The sequence below is a fragment of the Thermomonas sp. S9 genome, from assembly GCF_024704365.1.
Lineage (GTDB): Bacteria > Pseudomonadota > Gammaproteobacteria > Xanthomonadales > Xanthomonadaceae > Thermomonas.
This window is the reverse complement of record NZ_JAJDFY010000001.1, coordinates 2,592,478-2,608,413: the sequence shown is the minus strand read 5'-3', so window position 1 is coordinate 2,608,413 and position 15,936 is coordinate 2,592,478. Positions and strand designations below refer to the sequence as shown.

At 70.9% G+C, this 15,936-nt stretch carries 10 protein-coding genes and 4 pseudogenes; 10 read left to right on the top strand and 4 right to left on the bottom strand.

Annotated elements, in window-relative coordinates:
- Positions 1–8: 8 nt before the first annotated feature.
- The 6 genes and pseudogenes from LJB71_RS13195 (at position 9) to LJB71_RS13170 (ending at position 7,821) form a co-directional block, all read left to right on the top strand.
- The gene (locus LJB71_RS13195; protein WP_259304824.1) at positions 9–2,102 is read left to right on the top strand and encodes a S46 family peptidase; all 2,094 of its coding nucleotides are present in this window, start codon (positions 9–11) and stop codon (positions 2,100–2,102) included.
- 125 nt (positions 2,103–2,227) lie between these two features.
- A complete protein-coding gene (locus LJB71_RS13190) occupies positions 2,228–2,878 on the top strand; it encodes a histidine phosphatase family protein (RefSeq protein ID WP_259304535.1) in 651 nt (216 codons plus the stop codon).
- 31 nt (positions 2,879–2,909) lie between these two features.
- Positions 2,910–4,177: pseudogene (gene folC, locus LJB71_RS13185) on the top strand (bifunctional tetrahydrofolate synthase/dihydrofolate synthase).
- A 70-nt stretch (positions 4,178–4,247) separates the two neighbouring features.
- Positions 4,248–5,282: an SPOR domain-containing protein gene (locus LJB71_RS13180; protein ID WP_259304534.1), complete on the top strand. Its 1,035-nt coding sequence runs from the start codon at positions 4,248–4,250 to the stop codon at positions 5,280–5,282.
- Between the two features lie 66 nt (positions 5,283–5,348).
- Positions 5,349–6,818, top strand: coding sequence for an amidophosphoribosyltransferase (gene purF, locus LJB71_RS13175; RefSeq protein WP_259304533.1), 1,470 nt, complete (start codon positions 5,349–5,351; stop codon positions 6,816–6,818).
- A gap of 199 nt (positions 6,819–7,017) precedes the next feature.
- Complete coding sequence (locus LJB71_RS13170) at positions 7,018–7,821, top strand: ferritin-like domain-containing protein (RefSeq protein WP_259304532.1); 804 nt, start codon at positions 7,018–7,020, stop codon at positions 7,819–7,821.
- 12 nt (positions 7,822–7,833) lie between these two features.
- On the opposite strand, the gene LJB71_RS13165 is transcribed toward LJB71_RS13170, so the two are convergent.
- Positions 7,834–8,565 carry a UDP-2,3-diacylglucosamine diphosphatase gene (locus LJB71_RS13165; RefSeq protein ID WP_259304531.1) on the bottom strand — a complete coding sequence of 244 codons (732 nt, stop codon included), beginning with the start codon at positions 8,563–8,565 and terminating at the stop codon, positions 7,834–7,836.
- Between the two features lie 82 nt (positions 8,566–8,647).
- Here LJB71_RS13165 and gltX point away from each other — a divergent pair.
- Positions 8,648–10,055, top strand: a pseudogene (gene gltX, locus LJB71_RS13160) (glutamate--tRNA ligase).
- A gap of 9 nt (positions 10,056–10,064) precedes the next feature.
- Positions 10,065–10,577 carry a transcriptional repressor gene (locus LJB71_RS13155; protein WP_259304530.1) on the top strand — a complete coding sequence of 171 codons (513 nt, stop codon included), beginning with the start codon at positions 10,065–10,067 and terminating at the stop codon, positions 10,575–10,577.
- A 57-nt stretch (positions 10,578–10,634) separates the two neighbouring features.
- Here LJB71_RS13155 and LJB71_RS13150 read toward each other — a convergent pair.
- Positions 10,635–12,675: pseudogene (locus tag LJB71_RS13150) on the bottom strand (TonB-dependent receptor).
- A 77-nt stretch (positions 12,676–12,752) separates the two neighbouring features.
- Here LJB71_RS13150 and LJB71_RS13145 point away from each other — a divergent pair.
- Positions 12,753–13,169 carry a MerC domain-containing protein gene (locus LJB71_RS13145; protein ID WP_259304529.1) on the top strand — a complete coding sequence of 139 codons (417 nt, stop codon included), beginning with the start codon at positions 12,753–12,755 and terminating at the stop codon, positions 13,167–13,169.
- A 60-nt stretch (positions 13,170–13,229) separates the two neighbouring features.
- Complete coding sequence (locus tag LJB71_RS13140) at positions 13,230–13,400, top strand: 30S ribosomal protein THX (protein WP_259304528.1); 171 nt, start codon at positions 13,230–13,232, stop codon at positions 13,398–13,400.
- Positions 13,401–13,472: 72 nt separating this feature from the next.
- On the opposite strand, the gene LJB71_RS13135 is transcribed toward LJB71_RS13140, so the two are convergent.
- Both LJB71_RS13135 and hutI read right to left on the bottom strand, forming a co-directional pair.
- Positions 13,473–14,690, bottom strand: a complete 1,218-nt coding sequence (locus LJB71_RS13135; protein ID WP_259304527.1) for a dipeptidase — start codon at positions 14,688–14,690, stop codon at positions 13,473–13,475.
- Between the two features lie 16 nt (positions 14,691–14,706).
- A pseudogene (gene hutI / locus LJB71_RS13130) lies at positions 14,707–15,919 on the bottom strand (imidazolonepropionase).
- Positions 15,920–15,936 lie beyond the last annotated feature (17 nt).

Sequence of the window (15,936 nt, the reverse complement as noted above, 5' to 3'; positions counted from 1 at the left end):
GCGAGGGCATGTGGGTGCCGCAACAGCTGCCGGAGATCGCCGGCCCGCTGAAACAGGCCGGGCTGAAGCTGGACCCGAAGCAGCTGGCCGACCTCACCGGCGACCCGATGGGCGCGGTGGTCTCGCTCGGCGGCTGCACCGGCAGCTTCGTCTCGCCGAACGGGCTGGTGGCCACCAACCACCACTGCGCCTACGGCGCGATCCAGCTCAACTCCACCGCGGAGAAGAACCTGATCAAGGACGGCTTCAATGCGCCGACCACGGCGGACGAACTCTCGGCCGGGCCGAATGCGCGCATCTACGTGCTGGAGGCGATCACCGACGTCACCGCGCAGGCCAGGGCGGCGATGGCGGCCGCCGGCAATGACCCGGTGGCGCGCGCCGACGCGCTGGAGGCGTTCGAGAAGAAAATGACCGCCGACTGCGAGGCCGAGCCCGGCTACCGCTGCCGGGTGTACAGCTTCATGGGCGGCATCACTTATCGGCTGTTCAAGAACCTGGAAATCCGGGACGTGCGCCTGGTGTACGCGCCGCCGTCCAGCGTTGGCAAATTCGGCGGCGACATCGACAACTGGATGTGGCCACGCCATACCGGCGACTTCGCCTTCTACCGCGCCTATGTCGGCAAGGACGGCAAGCCGGCCGCGTTCAGCAAGGACAATGTGCCCTACCGCCCGAAGCACTGGCTGAAGATTGCCGACACGCCGCTGGGCGAAGGCGACTTCGTGATGGTGGCCGGCTATCCCGGGCGCACCGATCGCTATGCGCTGGTCGCCGAGTTCCAGAACACCCAGGACTGGCGCTATCCCGCGATCGTCAAGGCCTTCAATGACCAGATCGCGCTGGTCGAGGCCGCGGCCAGGGACAACCCGGACATCGCGGTGAAGTACGCCAGCGCGCTGGCCGGCTGGAACAACACCAGCAAGAACTTCGAAGGCCAGCTGGAAGGCTTCAAACGCAACGACGTGCTGGCGATCAAGCAGCGCGAGGAGGCCGCCGTGCTGGACTGGCTGCGCAAGCGCGGTGCTGCCGGCAAGCCGGCGCTGGACGCGCACGCCACGCTGGTGAAGCTGGTCGAGGACGGTGAGCGCACGCAGGAGCGCGATCTGGTGCTCGGCAGCTTCGACCGCACTGGGGTGATTGGCGTTGCGGTGAATCTCTACCGCCTGGCGATCGAGCGCCAGAAGCCGGACGCCGAGCGCGAGAGCGGCTACCAGCAGCGCGATCTGCCGGTGATCGAAGGCGGTCTGAAGCAGATGGAGCGCCGCTACGTCCCGGCCATGGACCGCCAGCTGCGGCAGTACTGGCTGGACCGCTACGTGGCGCTGCCGGCCGACCAGCGGGTGGCGGCGGTGGACGCCTGGCTGGGCGGCAGCGACAAGGCCGCCGCCGAGCGCGCACTGGCGCGCCTGGACGGCAGCAAGCTCGGCAATCTCGACGAGCGCCTGAAGTGGTTCAAGGCCGGCAGGGCCGCGTTCGAGGCCAGCGATGATCCGGCCATCCAGTACGCGGTGGCGGTGATGCCCACCCTGCTGGCGATGGAACAGCAGGCCAAGGCCCGCTACGGCATCGCACTGCAGGCGCGCCCGCAGTACCTGCAGGCGGTGGTGGACTACAAGCGCAGCAAGGGCCAGGCCGTGTATCCAGACGCCAATTCCACCCTGCGCATCACCTTCGGCCACGTCAAGGGCTACACCGGGCTGGACGGCAAGGTCTACACCCCGTTCACCAGGCTGGAGGAAGTGGCGGCGAAGGAAACCGGCGCCGAGCCGTTCGACAACCCGAAGGCGCTGCTGGATGCGGTGGCGGCCAAGCGCTACGCCGGCCTGGCGGATGCGCGCCTGGGCACGGTGCCGGTCAATTTCCTGGCCGATCTGGACATCACCGGCGGCAATTCCGGCTCGCCGGTGCTGAATGCCCGCGGCCGGCTGGTCGGGCTGGCGTTCGACGGCACCCTGGAGTCGGTGGCCAGCAACTGGGTGTTCGACCCGGTGCTGACGCGCATGATCTCGGTCGATCAGCGCTACATGCGCTGGATCATGCAGGAGGTGATGCCGGCGCCGCAGCTGCTGCGCGAGCTGGGCGTACCGCCGCAGCAGTAAACGCGGCGCATGCAGTGACCCCGCGAACGCCGGCCACGCGCCGGCGTTTGCGTTGGGCGCAGCCCGCCATGCGCGGGCGACCTGCTAGGCTGTCGCGCCGTCATCAGCCCGTCTCTGCCCCACGCATGAAGATCCTGCTCGCCCGCCACGGCGAAACCCCGTGGAACGCCGAAGGCCGCTACCAGGGCCGCACCGACATTCCGCTGTCCGAGGTAGGCATCGCCCAGGCGCAGGCGCTGGGGCGGCGGCTCGCCGATGTGCGCATCGACCGTGCAGTGGCCTCGCCGCTGGCGCGCGCGACGACTACCGCACGGCTGGCGCTGGGCGAGGCGCGTGCGGGGATGCTCGCCTTCGACGACGGCCTGCTGGAGATCGGCCACGGCAGCTGGGAGGGGTTGCTGACCTCCGAGATCGCCGCGCGTGACCCACAGCGGCTGGCCGCCTGGCGGCAGGCGCCCGACCGCGTGCAGATGCCGGGCCCCGGCGGTGAATCGCTACGGCAGGTGCAGGACCGCGCCTGGCCCGCGCTGGCGCGCGCCTGCGCAGGATTGACGGAGGACGATGTGCTGCTGGTGGTCGCCCACGACGCCGTCAACCGGGTGCTGCTGGCGCGCATCCTCGGCATCCCGCTGGCGCGCCTGTGGAGCTTCCGGCAGGCGCCGGCCACCCTCAATCTGCTCGAAGGGCCGCAGGTGGACGCGCTGGAGGTGGTGCGCCTGAACGACGCCACCCATCACAGCGCGCTGTTCGGCGAAGCCAAGCATCGCGCGCTGTAAGCTGCGCCACCCCGGTTCCTGCGATCCCGTGATGCCCTGCACGCTTGCCGACTGGCTGGCCTACATCGAGCGCCAGCACCCCAAATCGATCGCCATGGGCCTGGAGCGCGTGCGCGCGGTGGCCGCGCGGATGCGCCTGCTGCGCCCGGCGGCGCGGGTGGTGACCGTCGGCGGCACCAATGGCAAGGGCTCCACGGTCGCCTTCCTCGAGGCGATCGCCCGCGCGCATGGCTGGACGGTCGGCGCCTACACCTCGCCGCACCTGCTGCGCTTCAACGAGCGCATCCGGATCGACGGTGACGAGGTCGAGGACGCCGCGCTCATCGAAGGTTTCGCGGCGGTGGAGGCGGCCCGCGAGGACGTGCCGCTGACCTATTTCGAATACGCCACCCTGTGCGCGCTGTGGCTGTTCCAGCGCGCCGGGCTGGACCTGGCGGTGCTGGAGGTGGGCCTCGGCGGGCGGCTGGACGCGGTCAATCTGGTGGATGCCGAGGCCGCGGTGATCACCACGGTGGACCTCGACCACCAGGACTGGCTGGGCCACGACACCGAAGCCATCGGCTTCGAAAAGGCCGGCATCGCGCGCCCGTTCAAACCGCTGGTGCTGGGCGACGACGATCCCCGGCCAGCGTGCTGCGGCATGCCTATGCGATCGGCGCGCCGGCCTGGCGGATCGCCAACGACTTCTTCGCGGAGCCGGTGGACGCGGTGCACTGGCGCTGGCGCGAGGTCGGTTGTGAGTACCTGTTGCCGTATCCGATGCGCGGGCAGGGCGCGCCGGTGCAGCTGCGCAACGCCGCCTGCGCGATCGCCGCGCTGCGCGCGCTGGACCTGCCGCTGGACGATACCGCGATCGCGCGCGGCGTGGCCGATGCCGCGGTGGCGGGCCGGCTGCAGCGCTTCGAGCACGATGGCGTGGAGGTGCTGGTGGACGTCGGCCACAACCCGCAGGCGGCGCGCGCGCTGGCCGGCTGGCTGCGCGCGTCGCCTGCGCGGCGCACCCTGGCGGTGTATGCCGCGTTGGGCGACAAGGATGCGGCCGGCGTGGCGGCAGCGCTCGCGCCGGCCATCGCGGCCTGGCATCTGGCCGGGACTCAGGCCGCGGGTACGCGCGGGATCACTGGCGATGCGCTGCGGCAGCGGCTGCGCGGGATCGTTGCGGATGCCGCTGTTCATTTCGAGGTGGCCGGTGCGCTGCGCGCGGCGCTGGCGCAGGCTGCGCCGGACGGGCGGGTGCTGGTGTTCGGCTCCTTCCATGCCGCGGCCGAAGCCTTGCGCCTGCTGGCTGGCGACGCCTGAACGGTCCGGCGATGGCGGGCGCAAGCCGGTATAATCGCGCTCCCACCGTGCCTGGCCCCGCGGAATGCCGATGGATGCTTCGCTGAAACAGCGCCTGGTCGGCGCGGCCGTGCTGGTCGCGCTGGCGGTCATCTTCCTGCCGATGCTGGTCAAGGGCCCGGCCCCCGACAGTGGCGTCACCGGGGTATCGATGAAGGTGCCGGCAGAGCCGAAGCCGGAGAGCGGCACGCTGACCCAGGACCTGCCGCTGGTGGTGCCCGGACAGGCGCCCGCAAGCGGGGTGTCCGGGATGCCGGATGCGCCGCCGGTGACGCCGGGCGAGCCGGCCGCCGACACCGCGCCCGCCGCCGCGGCGCCGCTGGCGGCGGTGGCCGCCGGCGATTACGCGGTCAGCTTCGGCAACTACGCCAGCGAGGCGGATGCGGACAAGGTCATCGCCGCCCTGCGCGCGGTTGGATTGCCCGGCTACCGCGAGCCGGTGACTCTGGCCGGCAAGCCGGCCCAGCGCGTGCGCATCGGCCCGTTCGCCGACCGCGCCGTGGCCGAGTCCGCGCGTCTGCGCGCCGGTCAGGTCCGCACCGACGTGGACACCCGCGTGGTGGCGCTGGATGCCGTCGCTGCGGCCACCGGCACGACGGCTCCTGCCGCGCCTGCGCCGACGGCTCCCGTGCGACCCGACGCTGCGGCCGTGCCGCCGGCCCCGACGCCGGTCGGCAAGCCGGCCGCCACGACCGCCGCCGCGCCGGCCAGGCCCGCCGAGAAGTCCACCGACAAGCCCGCGCCGAAGACGGCGGACAAACCGGCCGCCGCATCCAGCGCCGCGCAGACGCCCAAGGCCGAGCCGCCTGCCACCGCGCCGGCCAATCCCGCAAGCACCGGCTTCGTGGTCCAGATCGGGGCGTTCGCCTCGAACCCGGATGCGCTGGCCCAGCGCGATGCCCTGCGCAAGGCCGGGTTCAATGCCTTCACCGACACCGTGCCCGGTGCGAACGGCACCCTCACCCGGGTGCGGGTGGGGCCGGTGCTCACCCGCGCCGAGGCCGAGGCGCTCAAAGCCAGGCTGAAGGCGATCGGCAAGGACGGCATGGTGCGCCCGCATCCCTGAGCCGCGGAGCCAGCTCCGCCCCGATCCCGTTTTCCAGCGTCACGGCATCCCCAAGGAATCCCCAGCATGTGCGGCATCGTCGGTATCGTCGGCCAGAGCGAAGTGGCGGGGCTGTTGTATGACGGCCTGACCGTCCTCCAGCACCGTGGCCAGGACGCGGCCGGCATCGCCACCGCCGAGGGCGGCAGGCTGCGCGTGCACAAGGGCAACGGCCTGGTGCGCGACGTGTTCGACGATCATGCGATGGCCCTGCTGCGCGGGCGGATCGGGATCGGCCACTGCCGCTACCCCACCGCCGGCAGCGAGGGCAGTGATGAGGCGCAGCCGTTCTACGTCAACTCGCCCTATGGCATCGCGCTGGCGCACAACGGCAACCTGATCAACACCGAGGCGCTGCGGTGCGAGGTGTTCGAGCAGGACCGCCGCAACATCAACACCGAATCCGATTCGGAAGTGCTGCTCAATGTGTTCGCGCACGAGCTGGACACCCAGAAGGCGCTGACGCCGGATGCGGTGTTCGCCGCGATCGCGGGCGTGAACCGGCGCGCGCGCGGCGGCTACGCGGTGATGTGCACGGTGCTGGGCCTGGGGCTGGTGGCGTTCCGCGATCCGCACGGCATCCGCCCGCTGGTGCTGGGCAGGCGCGCCAGCGCGGGCGGCGAGGAATACATCGTGGCCTCCGAGTCGGTGGCGCTGGACGTGCTGGGCTTCGAACGCGTGCGCGACGTGGCGCCGGGCGAGGGCATCGTCATCACCGCGCGCGGCGAGCTGCACGCGCGTGCCTGCGCGCCGGAGATGCCGCATGCGCCGTGTATCTTCGAGTACGTGTACTTCGCGCGCCCGGACTCGATGATCGAGAATATCTCGGTGCACAAGGCGCGCATGCGCATGGGCGTGACGCTGGGCGAGAAGATCCTGCGCGAGCGGCCCGACCACGACATCGACGTGGTGATCCCGATCCCCGATACCAGCCGCGATTCCGCGCTGGAGCTCGCCAACGTGCTGGACGTGAAGTACCGCGAGGGCTTCATCAAGAACCGCTACGTTGGCCGCACCTTCATCATGCCGGGGCAGGGCGAGCGCGCGAAGTCGGTGAAGCGCAAGCTCAACCCGATCCCGCTGGAATTCCGCAACCGGGTGGTGCTGCTGGTGGACGATTCGATCGTGCGCGGCACCACCTCACAGCAGATCGTGCAGATGGCGCGCGATGCCGGCGCGCGCAAGGTGTACCTGGCCTCGGCCGCGCCGCCGGTGCGCTATCCGAACATCTACGGCATCGACATGCCGTCCAGCGAGGAGCTGGTGGCGCACGGCCGCAGCGAGAAGGAGGTCGAGCAACTGCTGGGCTGCGACTGGCTGATCTATCAGGACCTGGCCGACCTCGAGGCGGCGGTCGCCGGGCCCAAGTTCCCGGGCCGCAAGTTCGATTCGTCCTGCTTCAACGGCGAATACGTCACCGGGATCGATCCCGGCTATTTCGAGCGCATCAAGCAGCTGCGCTCGGACGAGGCGAAGAAGAAACGGCGTGCCGGATGATGCGTTTCATCGCGGAGCGACGGAGGGCAAGCCCCGCAAGTCGCTCCCCGATACTCGCTTGGTTGCGGGGCTTGCCCTCCGTCGCCTTGCGGCAGTGTCTGGTGGGGAGTGGCCGGATGCGTTTCAACCGAGCGAGTATCGGGGAGCGAACTGAAACGCATCCCCCGCCACACGCCTCGCGACATTCCTGGTTGCCGATATGAAGAGCCTCTTCACCGCCGCCCGTACCTGCCTCGACGCCGCCACGCCGGACGCAAAGCCCGCGCTGACGCTGGCGATGGCGGAAGCGTTCGCGCGCGGCGAGCTGGCGCTGGACGGCGACGCCCCGCCGCCGGAGCCGATCCGGATGCCGGGCCGCCCCGCGCGCCCGCGCCTGGTGCATCCGCGCGACCTGCCGCGGCGTGGCTTCGGGAGCCGGGAAGGACGCGCCGCCTTCATCCACGCGGTGGCGCACATCGAGTTCAATGCCATCGATCTGGCCTGGGACGCGGCGTACCGCTTCCGCGGCATGCCGCCCGCGTTCTACGCGGACTGGGTGGCGGTGGCCCGCGACGAGGCCCGCCACTTCAACCTGCTGCGCGCGCGCCTGCGTGAGTTCGGCCACGACTACGGCGACTTCGACGCCCACAACGGCCTGTGGGAGATGGCCGAGAAGACCGCGCACGACGGTCTGGCCCGCATGGCGCTGGTGCCGCGCGTGCTGGAGGCGCGCGGACTGGATGTCACCCCGGGCATGATCGTGAAGCTGCGCGCGCTCGGTGACGCCGCCACCGCGGACATCCTGGAGGTCATCCTGCGCGAGGAGGTGGCGCACGTCGCCGCCGGCAGCCGCTGGTACCGCTGGCACTGCGAACGCGCCGGGGTGGAGCCGCGTGCGCGTTTCCGCGAGCTGCTGGGCGAATACGCCTGCGGCGTGCTGCACGGGCCGTTCAACACCGAGGCGCGGCTGCAGGCGGGGTTCGACCCGGAGGAACTGGAGCGCCTGCTGGCCGTAGCGGACTGACCGCAGCCGCCGTCAGGCCGGGGCGAGGGCCGCCAGCATGCAGCCGTCGGGCGTCACCCGCAGCACCGAGCCCTGCGTGTACCAGTCGCCCAGCACGATGCGGGTGCGGCCGTGGCCTGCGTCGTGGATCGCCGGGCGATGGGTGTGGCCGTGGATCATGCGGCGCACGCCGTGGCGTTCGAAGAAGGCCTGCACCGTGGCCGGCGCCACGTCGCCGATGGTCTCGGCCTTACCCTGGGCCAGCAGCTCGCCGTAGCGCGCCTGGCTGGCCGCGCGCGCCTGCGCCGCGAACGCCAGCCGCGCCGCCAGCGGCTGTGCCAGGAACTGCGCCTGCCACTGCGGGTCGCGGGTCTGCGCGCGGAACTGCTGATAGGCGGTGTCATCCGTGCACAGCAGGTCGCCGTGCAGCAGCAGCGTGGGCGTGCCGTACAGGTTCACCACGGTCGGGTCGTCCAGCAGGGTCATGCCGCAGCGCGTGGCATAGGCCTCGCCCAGCAGGAAATCGCGGTTGCCGCGGATGAAGTAGACCGGCACGCCAGATACCACCAGCGCGCGCAGGCGCGCGGCCACGAAGGCGCCGGCCTCCGAGGGGTCGTCGTCGCCCACCCAGGCCTCGAAAAGGTCGCCGAGGATGTACAGCGCATCGGCATGGCGCGCCTCGCCATCGAGGAAGCGGCCGAACAGCGCGGTGATCTCCGGCCGCTCGGGATCGAGGTGGAGGTCGGAGACGAACAGCGTGGTCATCCGGCAATTGTAGGGCAGCGTCCAGCCCCGCTGCGGGCGGCGGGGTAAAATCGCCTGCTTGTCGATCGCCCCGTGGCAGCCCATGACCGTCCGCACCCGCTTTGCCCCGTCCCCCACCGGCTACCTGCATATCGGCGGCGCGCGCACCGCGCTGTACTGCTGGCTGTATGCGCGCCGGCACGGCGGGCAGTTCGTGCTGCGGATCGAGGATACCGACCGCGAGCGCAGCACGCAGGCGGCGATCGACGCCATTCTGCAGGCGATGGACTGGCTGGGGCTGGACTACGACGAGGGCCCGATCTACCAGACCCAGCGCCTCGACCGCTACCGCGAGGTGGCCGAGCAATTGGTCGCCTCCGGCCATGCCTATTACGCCTACGAGACGAAAGAGGAACTCCGAGGCGATGCGCGAGGCCGCCATCGCACGCGGCGAGAAGCCGCGCTACAACGGCGCCTACCGCGACACCAACGCCGGTTGGCGCGACGACCCGAACCGGGTGATCCGCTTCAAGAATCCGCTGCACGGGACGGTGGCCTGGGACGATGCGGTCAAGGGCCGGATCGAGATCGCCAACGGCGAGCTGGACGATCTGGTCATCTTCCGCAGCGATGGATACCCGACCTACAACTTCGCGGTGGTGGTGGACGACATCGACATGGCCATCACCCACGTGGTGCGCGGCGACGATCATGTCAACAACACCCCGCGCCAGATCAACATCTATCAGGCGCTGGGCGCGGCGGTGCCGGTGTTCGCGCACCTGCCGATGATCCTCGACGAGCACGGCGCCAAGCTGTCCAAGCGCACCGGCGCGGCCGACGTGATGCAGTACCGCGACGCCGGCTATCTGCCGCACGCACTGCTGAACTACCTGGTGCGGCTGGGCTGGTCGCATGGCGACCAGGAAGTGTTTTCGATCACTGAAATGCAGGCCCTGTTCGATCTGGCCGATGTGAACGCCAAGGCGTCGCGCCTGGATCCGGCCAAGCTCGGCTGGCTCAACCAGCAGTACCTGAAGTCGGACGATCCCGAGGCGGTCGCAAGGCATCTCGTCTGGCACCTGCAGCAGGCCGGCTACGACCTCGCCAAGGGGCCGCAGCCGGCCGAGCTGGTGCTGGCCCTGCGCGAGCGCGTGCAGACCCTGAAGGAAATGGCGGAGAAGTCCGCGGTGTGGTTCCAGCCGCTGGCCGACTACGACGTGGCGGCGGTGGCCAAGCACCTGGTGCCCGCCGCGCAGGCACCGCTGGCGGAGGTGCGTGCGCGCCTGGCCGCGCTGGCGGACTGGACCCCGGAGGAGATCACGGCGGCCCTCAAGGCGGTCGCCGAGGCGCAGGGCATCGGCATGGGCAAGATCGCGCAGCCGCTGCGGGTGGCCATCACCGGCACCCAGGTCAGCCCCGACATCGGCTGGACGGTGTATCTATGCGGGCGTGCCGAGGCACTGGCGCGGATCGACGCCGCTCTTGCAAAGATCCCCGCGGCAACCTAAATCAAGGCCATGGCCAAGCCGCACGCCTGCACCGATCCCCGCCACCACGTGCACGACGCGCGTGGGTTCGTGGCGGCGGTCGAGCGCGCCTGCGGCGAGCGCGGGCTGCGCCTCACCGCGCCGCGCGCGCGCGTGCTCGGCCTGATCGCCGAGGCCGGGCAGCCGGTGAAGGCCTACGACCTGCTGGACCGCTTCCGCGCGCTGGACGACGCCGGCAGCGTGGCGCCGCCGACGGTGTACCGCGCGCTGGATTTCCTGCTGGCCAACGGCTTCATCCACAAGCTGGAATCGATCAACGCGTTCGTGGCCTGCCACCATCCGAACGCGGCCCAGCACTCGGTGCCGTTTTTGATCTGCGACCGCTGCCATTCCGCGACCGAGCTGGAGGACGCCAGCATCGTCGCCCAGCTCGACGCGGCCGCGCGTGCGCTGGGCTTCGCGCCGCAGGCGCAGACCCTGGAAGTGCACGGCCTGTGCGCGCGCTGCGCACGGGCGGAGGAACGCGCCACCGCAGGGGGTTGAGCAGGCCCCGCGACGAAACCGCGCCACCCGCCGCATCGGCGGGTGGCCGCGGCGGCATCAGAAGAACAGGCGCACGCCGAAGCCGACGCTGCGCCCGGGCAGCATCACCTTGTCCTTGAGGAACGAGGTATGCACGCGCGCGACCTGGTTGGTCAGGTTGCTGCCGTCCGCGAACAGCTCCCAGCTGAGGTTGCCGCTGTCGAAGTGGCGCGACAGGTGCGCGTCCACCAGGGTGTAGCCGGCGGTGGGCGTTTCGCTTGCGGCCACGTCGCTCTGGCGACTGGTGCGGGTGGCGCCCAGCGCGGCGCGCCAGCCTGCATGCTGCCAGCGCAGCTGCGCACCGAGCCGGGCCGGCGCGATCCGCGGCAGGTTGCCGCCGCCGTTGGCGAAGGTGGCGCGCACGCTGTCGCCGAACACCCGCAGGTCCCAGTCACCGCTGTCGTTGCGGGCGAGGTGGAAGCTGGCCTCGCCCTCCAGTCCGCGGAAGCGCGCATTCGCCTGCGTCCACTGGCGCACCGGCAGGTCCTGGTCGCCTTCCGCCCAGTACCAGGTGTTGCCGGTGTCGGCCAGGTAGATGAAGTTGTCGAAGCGGTTGTAGTAGGCCGACACCTTGGCCTCCACCCAGTCGGCCTGGTACTGCAGGCCCAGCTCCAGCTGGTTGGCGGCTTCCTTGCGCAGGCCGGCGTTGCCGATCTCGTAGGCGAGGGTGGCGATGTGCGGGCCGTCGGAGAACAGCTCCTCCTCCACCGGCGCGCGCTCGGCGCGGTCGAGGTTGAGGGTCAGCTTCCACGCGTCGGACAGCTTCCAGCCGCCGGCCAGCGACAGGCTGAGCGGGCGGAACGTGCGGCTGGCGGCATCCACCGGGCTGGACTTGACGCTGTCCACGCGCGCGCCGAGGTCGAGCTGGAAGCCGTCCCAGCTGCGGCGGGCGACGCCGAACACGCCCCAGGCGCGGGTGCTGGTCTGCGGCACGAAGGCCTCCTCGCCGATCGCCAGGAAGGTGCTGGCCGACAGCTGGGTGCCGAGCGCGCCCTGCCAGCCGTCGCGGTTGCCGAAGGTGGCCTCCAGTCGCCCTTCGTTGGCGTTCTTGCGGAAGCGGGTCCCGGGCTGGTCGCCCTCGAATTCGGTGTGCTCGTAGCCGGTGTGCGCCAGCGAGAAGCGCAGCCCGTTGCCCGCGCCCCACAGGTCGCGCAGCGCGCCCTTGGCTTCGTAGCGGTCCTGGTGCATCTTCAGGTACACCCCGCGTTCGCCCAGAACGGGATTGCCGGGCTCGCCCGGGTTGCCGTATTCGTCGTTGAAGCGTGAGGCGGACAGGCCCACGTAGCCCCAGTCGCCCAGCAGCGAGCCGCCCAGCGCACCGCTGCGGGTGTCAATGTACGAGTTGTACTGGCGGCCGTCCGGGGTGGTGTAGTCGGGGGCGTGGCGGTACACCGCGTCGGCATGCAGGGCGACGCGGTCGTTGCCGCCATCGATGCGGGCCATGGTGGTGTTGCCGCCCTGGTCGCCGCCGAAGAAGCGGGTCTCGGCGCGACCGCTGAAGCCGTTGTCGACCGGGCCATTGGGGATGCGGCCATCGACCACGTTCACCGCGCCGCCGATCCGCGCCGCTGCCATAGAGCAGAGTGGAGGGGCCTTTCAGCACCTCGATCTGGTCGGCCAGGAACGGCTCGATCGCCGGCGCGTGGTCCTGGCTGACGGTGGACACGTCTTGGCTGGACAGCCCGCCGGACAGGATGGCCACGCGCGGGCCGTCCATGCCGCGGATGATCGGGCGGCCGACCCCGGGCCCGAAGTTGGAGCTCTGCACGCCGGGCACGCTGGACACGGTCTCGCCCAGGGTGGCCGCGCGGTTTTCGTCCAGGCGCGCGCCCGCGAGCACCTCGACGGGCTTGCTCAGGGTGTCTGCGGTGTCCTGCAGCGCGCTGGCGGTCACCACGACCCCGGCCAGGTCCTTCACGTGCTTGTCCTTGGACTCCTCCTGATGGCGGGTGTCGCTGCTGGGAGGCGTGGTTTGCGCCGCGCTGGTTTGCGGAGCCTGCTGGGCGTGCAGCGGCAGGGCGGCGAGGAGGGCGAGGGCGAGCAGGGTTTGACGGGGCATGGGGTGAATGGCGGGAGGAAGGGAGATGTGATATGTTATACAGTATCAATCGAGTGGGCGAGGATCTGCCGAAAGTCATGTCACCGCAACGCCTGCACTGGCTGGATCGCTTCGGGGCCGCCGGCTCGCTGCTGTGCGCGATCCATTGCGCGCTGCTGCCGCTGGCGATCGCCCTGCTGCCGTCGCTGGGCGTGGCGGTGCTGGCGGGCGATGGCTTCGAGCAAGGCTTCGTGGCCTTCGCCAGCGTGTTCGCGCTGCTGGTGCTGGGCTGGAGCTACCGCCGGCACCGCGCGCTGCGCGCGCTGGCGCTACTGGTGCCGGGGCTGGCGCTGCTGTGGTGGGCGGTGCTGTACCCGCCGCTGCACGCCTCGACCTGGCCGCATGCGGTGGTGATGACCACGGGCGGAACCTTGGTCGGACTGGCGCACTGGGCCAACCTGCGCCTGAACCACGCGCAGGCCCATTGCCGGGCGTGCGCGCACGGCGCGTGCTAGACTTGCGCCCCTCGCGCGCGGCGCGAACCACTTTTCACGATTCGATCCAGGAGCAGCACGATGGGCAAGGGCGACCGCAAGACCGCCAAGGGCAAGCGCTACAACGCCAGCTATGGCAATGCGCGGCCGAAGACCGTCACCAAGTCGGCCGGCACCGCCGCCGCCCCGGTGGCGAAGAAGACCGCCGGCAAGGCGGTGGTCAAGAAGGCGGTGAAGAAGTCGGCGGCCTGATCCCTCCGCATCGCAGGCTTGCGACGAAACCCCGCCGCGGCGGGGTTTCGTGTGTCTGGGGGTAGGCGCGGCTCAGCGATTGGCGCCGGCCTCGATCTCGCCCCATACCCGCAGCAGGTTGCCGCCGAGGAGCTTGCGGATGTCGGCGTCGGTATAGCCGCGCGCCTGCAGCCCGGCCACCAGGTTCGGGTAGTCGGCCACCGAGGTCAGGCCGTCGGCCAATTCGCCATCCACGCCGTCGAAGTCCGAGCCGATGCCGATGTGGTCGATGCCGATCAGCTTCACCCCGTAATCGATCTGGTCCAGCACCTGCGCCAGCGTGCTGGTGCGCGGCGGGTGCTTGGGCGCCCAGTCGCGGTCGAACGCGGTGCGGTCCAGCGGCGGCTTGCCCTGCGCGATCAGCTCGGCATTGTGCTGGTTGAAGGCCTGGCGCGCGCGGAAGAAGGCCTGCATGTCCTGTGCGGCCTCGGGGCTGATGAAGCCGGTGCCGAACGGGATCTGCACCACGCCGCCGCGCGCCGCCACTGCCCTGGCGATCTCGTCGCTGATGTTGCGCTCGAAGCCCGGGGTGAAGTGGCGGAATGCGGAATGGCTGGCGATCACCGGCACCTTGCTCAGCCGGATCGCCTCCAGCGCCGAGGCATCGCCCAGATGCGAGACGTCCACCATCATGCCCAGCCGGTTCATCTCCGCCACCACCTGGCGGCCGAACGGGCTCAGCCCGTTCCAGCGCTTCTCCTGCGCATAGGAGGAGTCCGCGATGCGGTTGGCCGCGCTGTGCGCCAGGGTGATGTAGCGCACGCCGCGGTCGAAGAAGAACTTGACGTTGCCGGGATCGTCCCCGAGCGGCGCGCCGTTCTCCATGCCCAGCGGCAGCAGCACCCGCCCGCCCGCGCGCAGGCGCGCCACGTCGCGCGGCGAGGTGAGCAGCGCGAACTTGTCGGGATGCCGCTGCACCAGCGCCTGCACCGCGTCGATCATCTCGTTGGCCACCTGCCAGGCGCTGCCGTCGGCGTCCTGTGCGGGCGAGGTGTAGATCGACATGAACGCCACGTCGAGGCCGCCGCGGCGGGCCTTGACGTAGTCGAACTCGCGGTCGGGCTGCGCGCGGTCGAGGTCGGCCCAGTGTTCCAGCAGGCGGGTGGGCGCGTCGATGTGGGTGTCCACGATGATCGCGGACTGCGCCAGCTTGCGCGCGGCGTCGCTGGCCCCGGTGCCGGCGGTCTTGCCGGTCTGGGCATGTGCGGTCGGGAGAGCGAGCAGGCAGGCGGCGAGCAGGGCAAGGCGCATCGGGAATCTCCGGGGGTCAGTCGGGTAGCCGGCCGGCGACGTACACGCGCTCGGCAAGCGGGCCGCCGAGCCAATAACACAGCTCGGCGGGATGGGTGATGTTCCATAGCACGAAATCGGCGCGCAGCCCGGCACGCAGCTGGCCGCGGTCGGAAAGCCCGAGCGCGCGCGCGGCGTGCACGGTGGCGCCGCGCAGCGCTTCTTCGGGTGTCAGCCGGAAGTGGGTGCAGGCCAGCTGCATGGCCTGGCGCAGCGACAGCAGCGGCGACGTCCCCGGGTTGCAGTCGGTGGCCACCGCCATCGGCACCCCGTGCTCGCGCAGCAGCGCCATCGGCGGCAGCTTCGTCTCGCGCAGCACGTGGAAGGCGCCGGGCAGCAGCACCGCGACCGTGCCGGCGGCGGCCATCGCCTGCACCCCATCGGCGCGGGTGTATTCCAGATGATCCGCGGAGAGCGCCTGGAAGCTGGCGGCCAGCGCCGCGCCGCCAAGGTCGCTGAGCTGGTCGGCGTGCAGCTTCACCGGCAACCCCAGTATGCGCGCGGCTTCGAACACGCGCCGAGTCTGCGCGGGCGAAAAGCCGATGCCCTCGCAGAAGGCGTCCACCGCATCCACCAGCCCTTCCGCTTGCAGGCGCGGCAGCCAGGCGATCACCGCGTCGATGTAGCCGTCTGGATCGCCGGCGAATTCCGGCGGCAGTGCGTGCGCGCCCAGATACGTGGTGCGCACGGTGATGCCCAGCCGCTCGCCGATCCGGCGCGCCACCCGCAGCAGCTTGCGCTCGTTGTCGAAATCCAGGCCGTAGCCGGACTTGATCTCCAGCGTGGTGACGCCATCGGCCAGCAGCGCGCGCGCGCGGCAGCGATTGTTCCAGCAGGGTCCCCTCGCTCGCAGCGCGCACCGCGCGCACGGTCGAGAGAATGCCGCCGCCGGCGCGTGCGATCTGCGCGTAGCTGGCGCCGTTGAGGCGCATGTCGAACTCGTGCGCGCGGTGGCCGGCGAACACCAGGTGGGTATGGCAGTCGATCAGGCCGGGCGTCAGCAGGCGGCCCTGCAGGTCCTCGGTGTGCAGGGCATCGCCGGGCGGCAGTGCGTGCAGCGGGCCGACCCAGGCGATGCGGCCGGCGGCCACCGCCAGCGCGCCGTCCTCGACCAGGCCGAACGGCGCATCGCCGTCCAGGGTCGCGAGGGTGGCGTGGGTCAGCAGCAGGTCCCAGCGCTGGGCGGGCATCGGCGGGTTCCGTGGGG

Excerpts from the sequence above, each read along its gene's own strand:
- LJB71_RS13135 (WP_259304527.1), bottom strand. The coding sequence starts at position 14,690 with ATGCGCCTTGCCCTGCTCGCCGCCTGCCTGCTCGCTCTCCCGACCGCA.
- LJB71_RS13170 (WP_259304532.1), top strand. The coding sequence starts at position 7,018 with ATGAAGAGCCTCTTCACCGCCGCCCGTACCTGCCTCGACGCCGCCACG.
- LJB71_RS13155 (WP_259304530.1), top strand. The coding sequence starts at position 10,065 with ATGGCCAAGCCGCACGCCTGCACCGATCCCCGCCACCACGTGCACGAC.
- LJB71_RS13140 (WP_259304528.1), top strand. The coding sequence starts at position 13,230 with ATGGGCAAGGGCGACCGCAAGACCGCCAAGGGCAAGCGCTACAACGCC.
- LJB71_RS13190 (WP_259304535.1), top strand. The coding sequence starts at position 2,228 with ATGAAGATCCTGCTCGCCCGCCACGGCGAAACCCCGTGGAACGCCGAA.
- LJB71_RS13195 (WP_259304824.1), top strand. The coding sequence starts at position 9 with ATGTGGGTGCCGCAACAGCTGCCGGAGATCGCCGGCCCGCTGAAACAG.
- LJB71_RS13145 (WP_259304529.1), top strand. The coding sequence starts at position 12,753 with ATGTCACCGCAACGCCTGCACTGGCTGGATCGCTTCGGGGCCGCCGGC.
- purF (WP_259304533.1), top strand. The coding sequence starts at position 5,349 with ATGTGCGGCATCGTCGGTATCGTCGGCCAGAGCGAAGTGGCGGGGCTG.
- LJB71_RS13165 (WP_259304531.1), bottom strand. The coding sequence starts at position 8,565 with ATGACCACGCTGTTCGTCTCCGACCTCCACCTCGATCCCGAGCGGCCG.
- LJB71_RS13180 (WP_259304534.1), top strand. The coding sequence starts at position 4,248 with ATGGATGCTTCGCTGAAACAGCGCCTGGTCGGCGCGGCCGTGCTGGTC.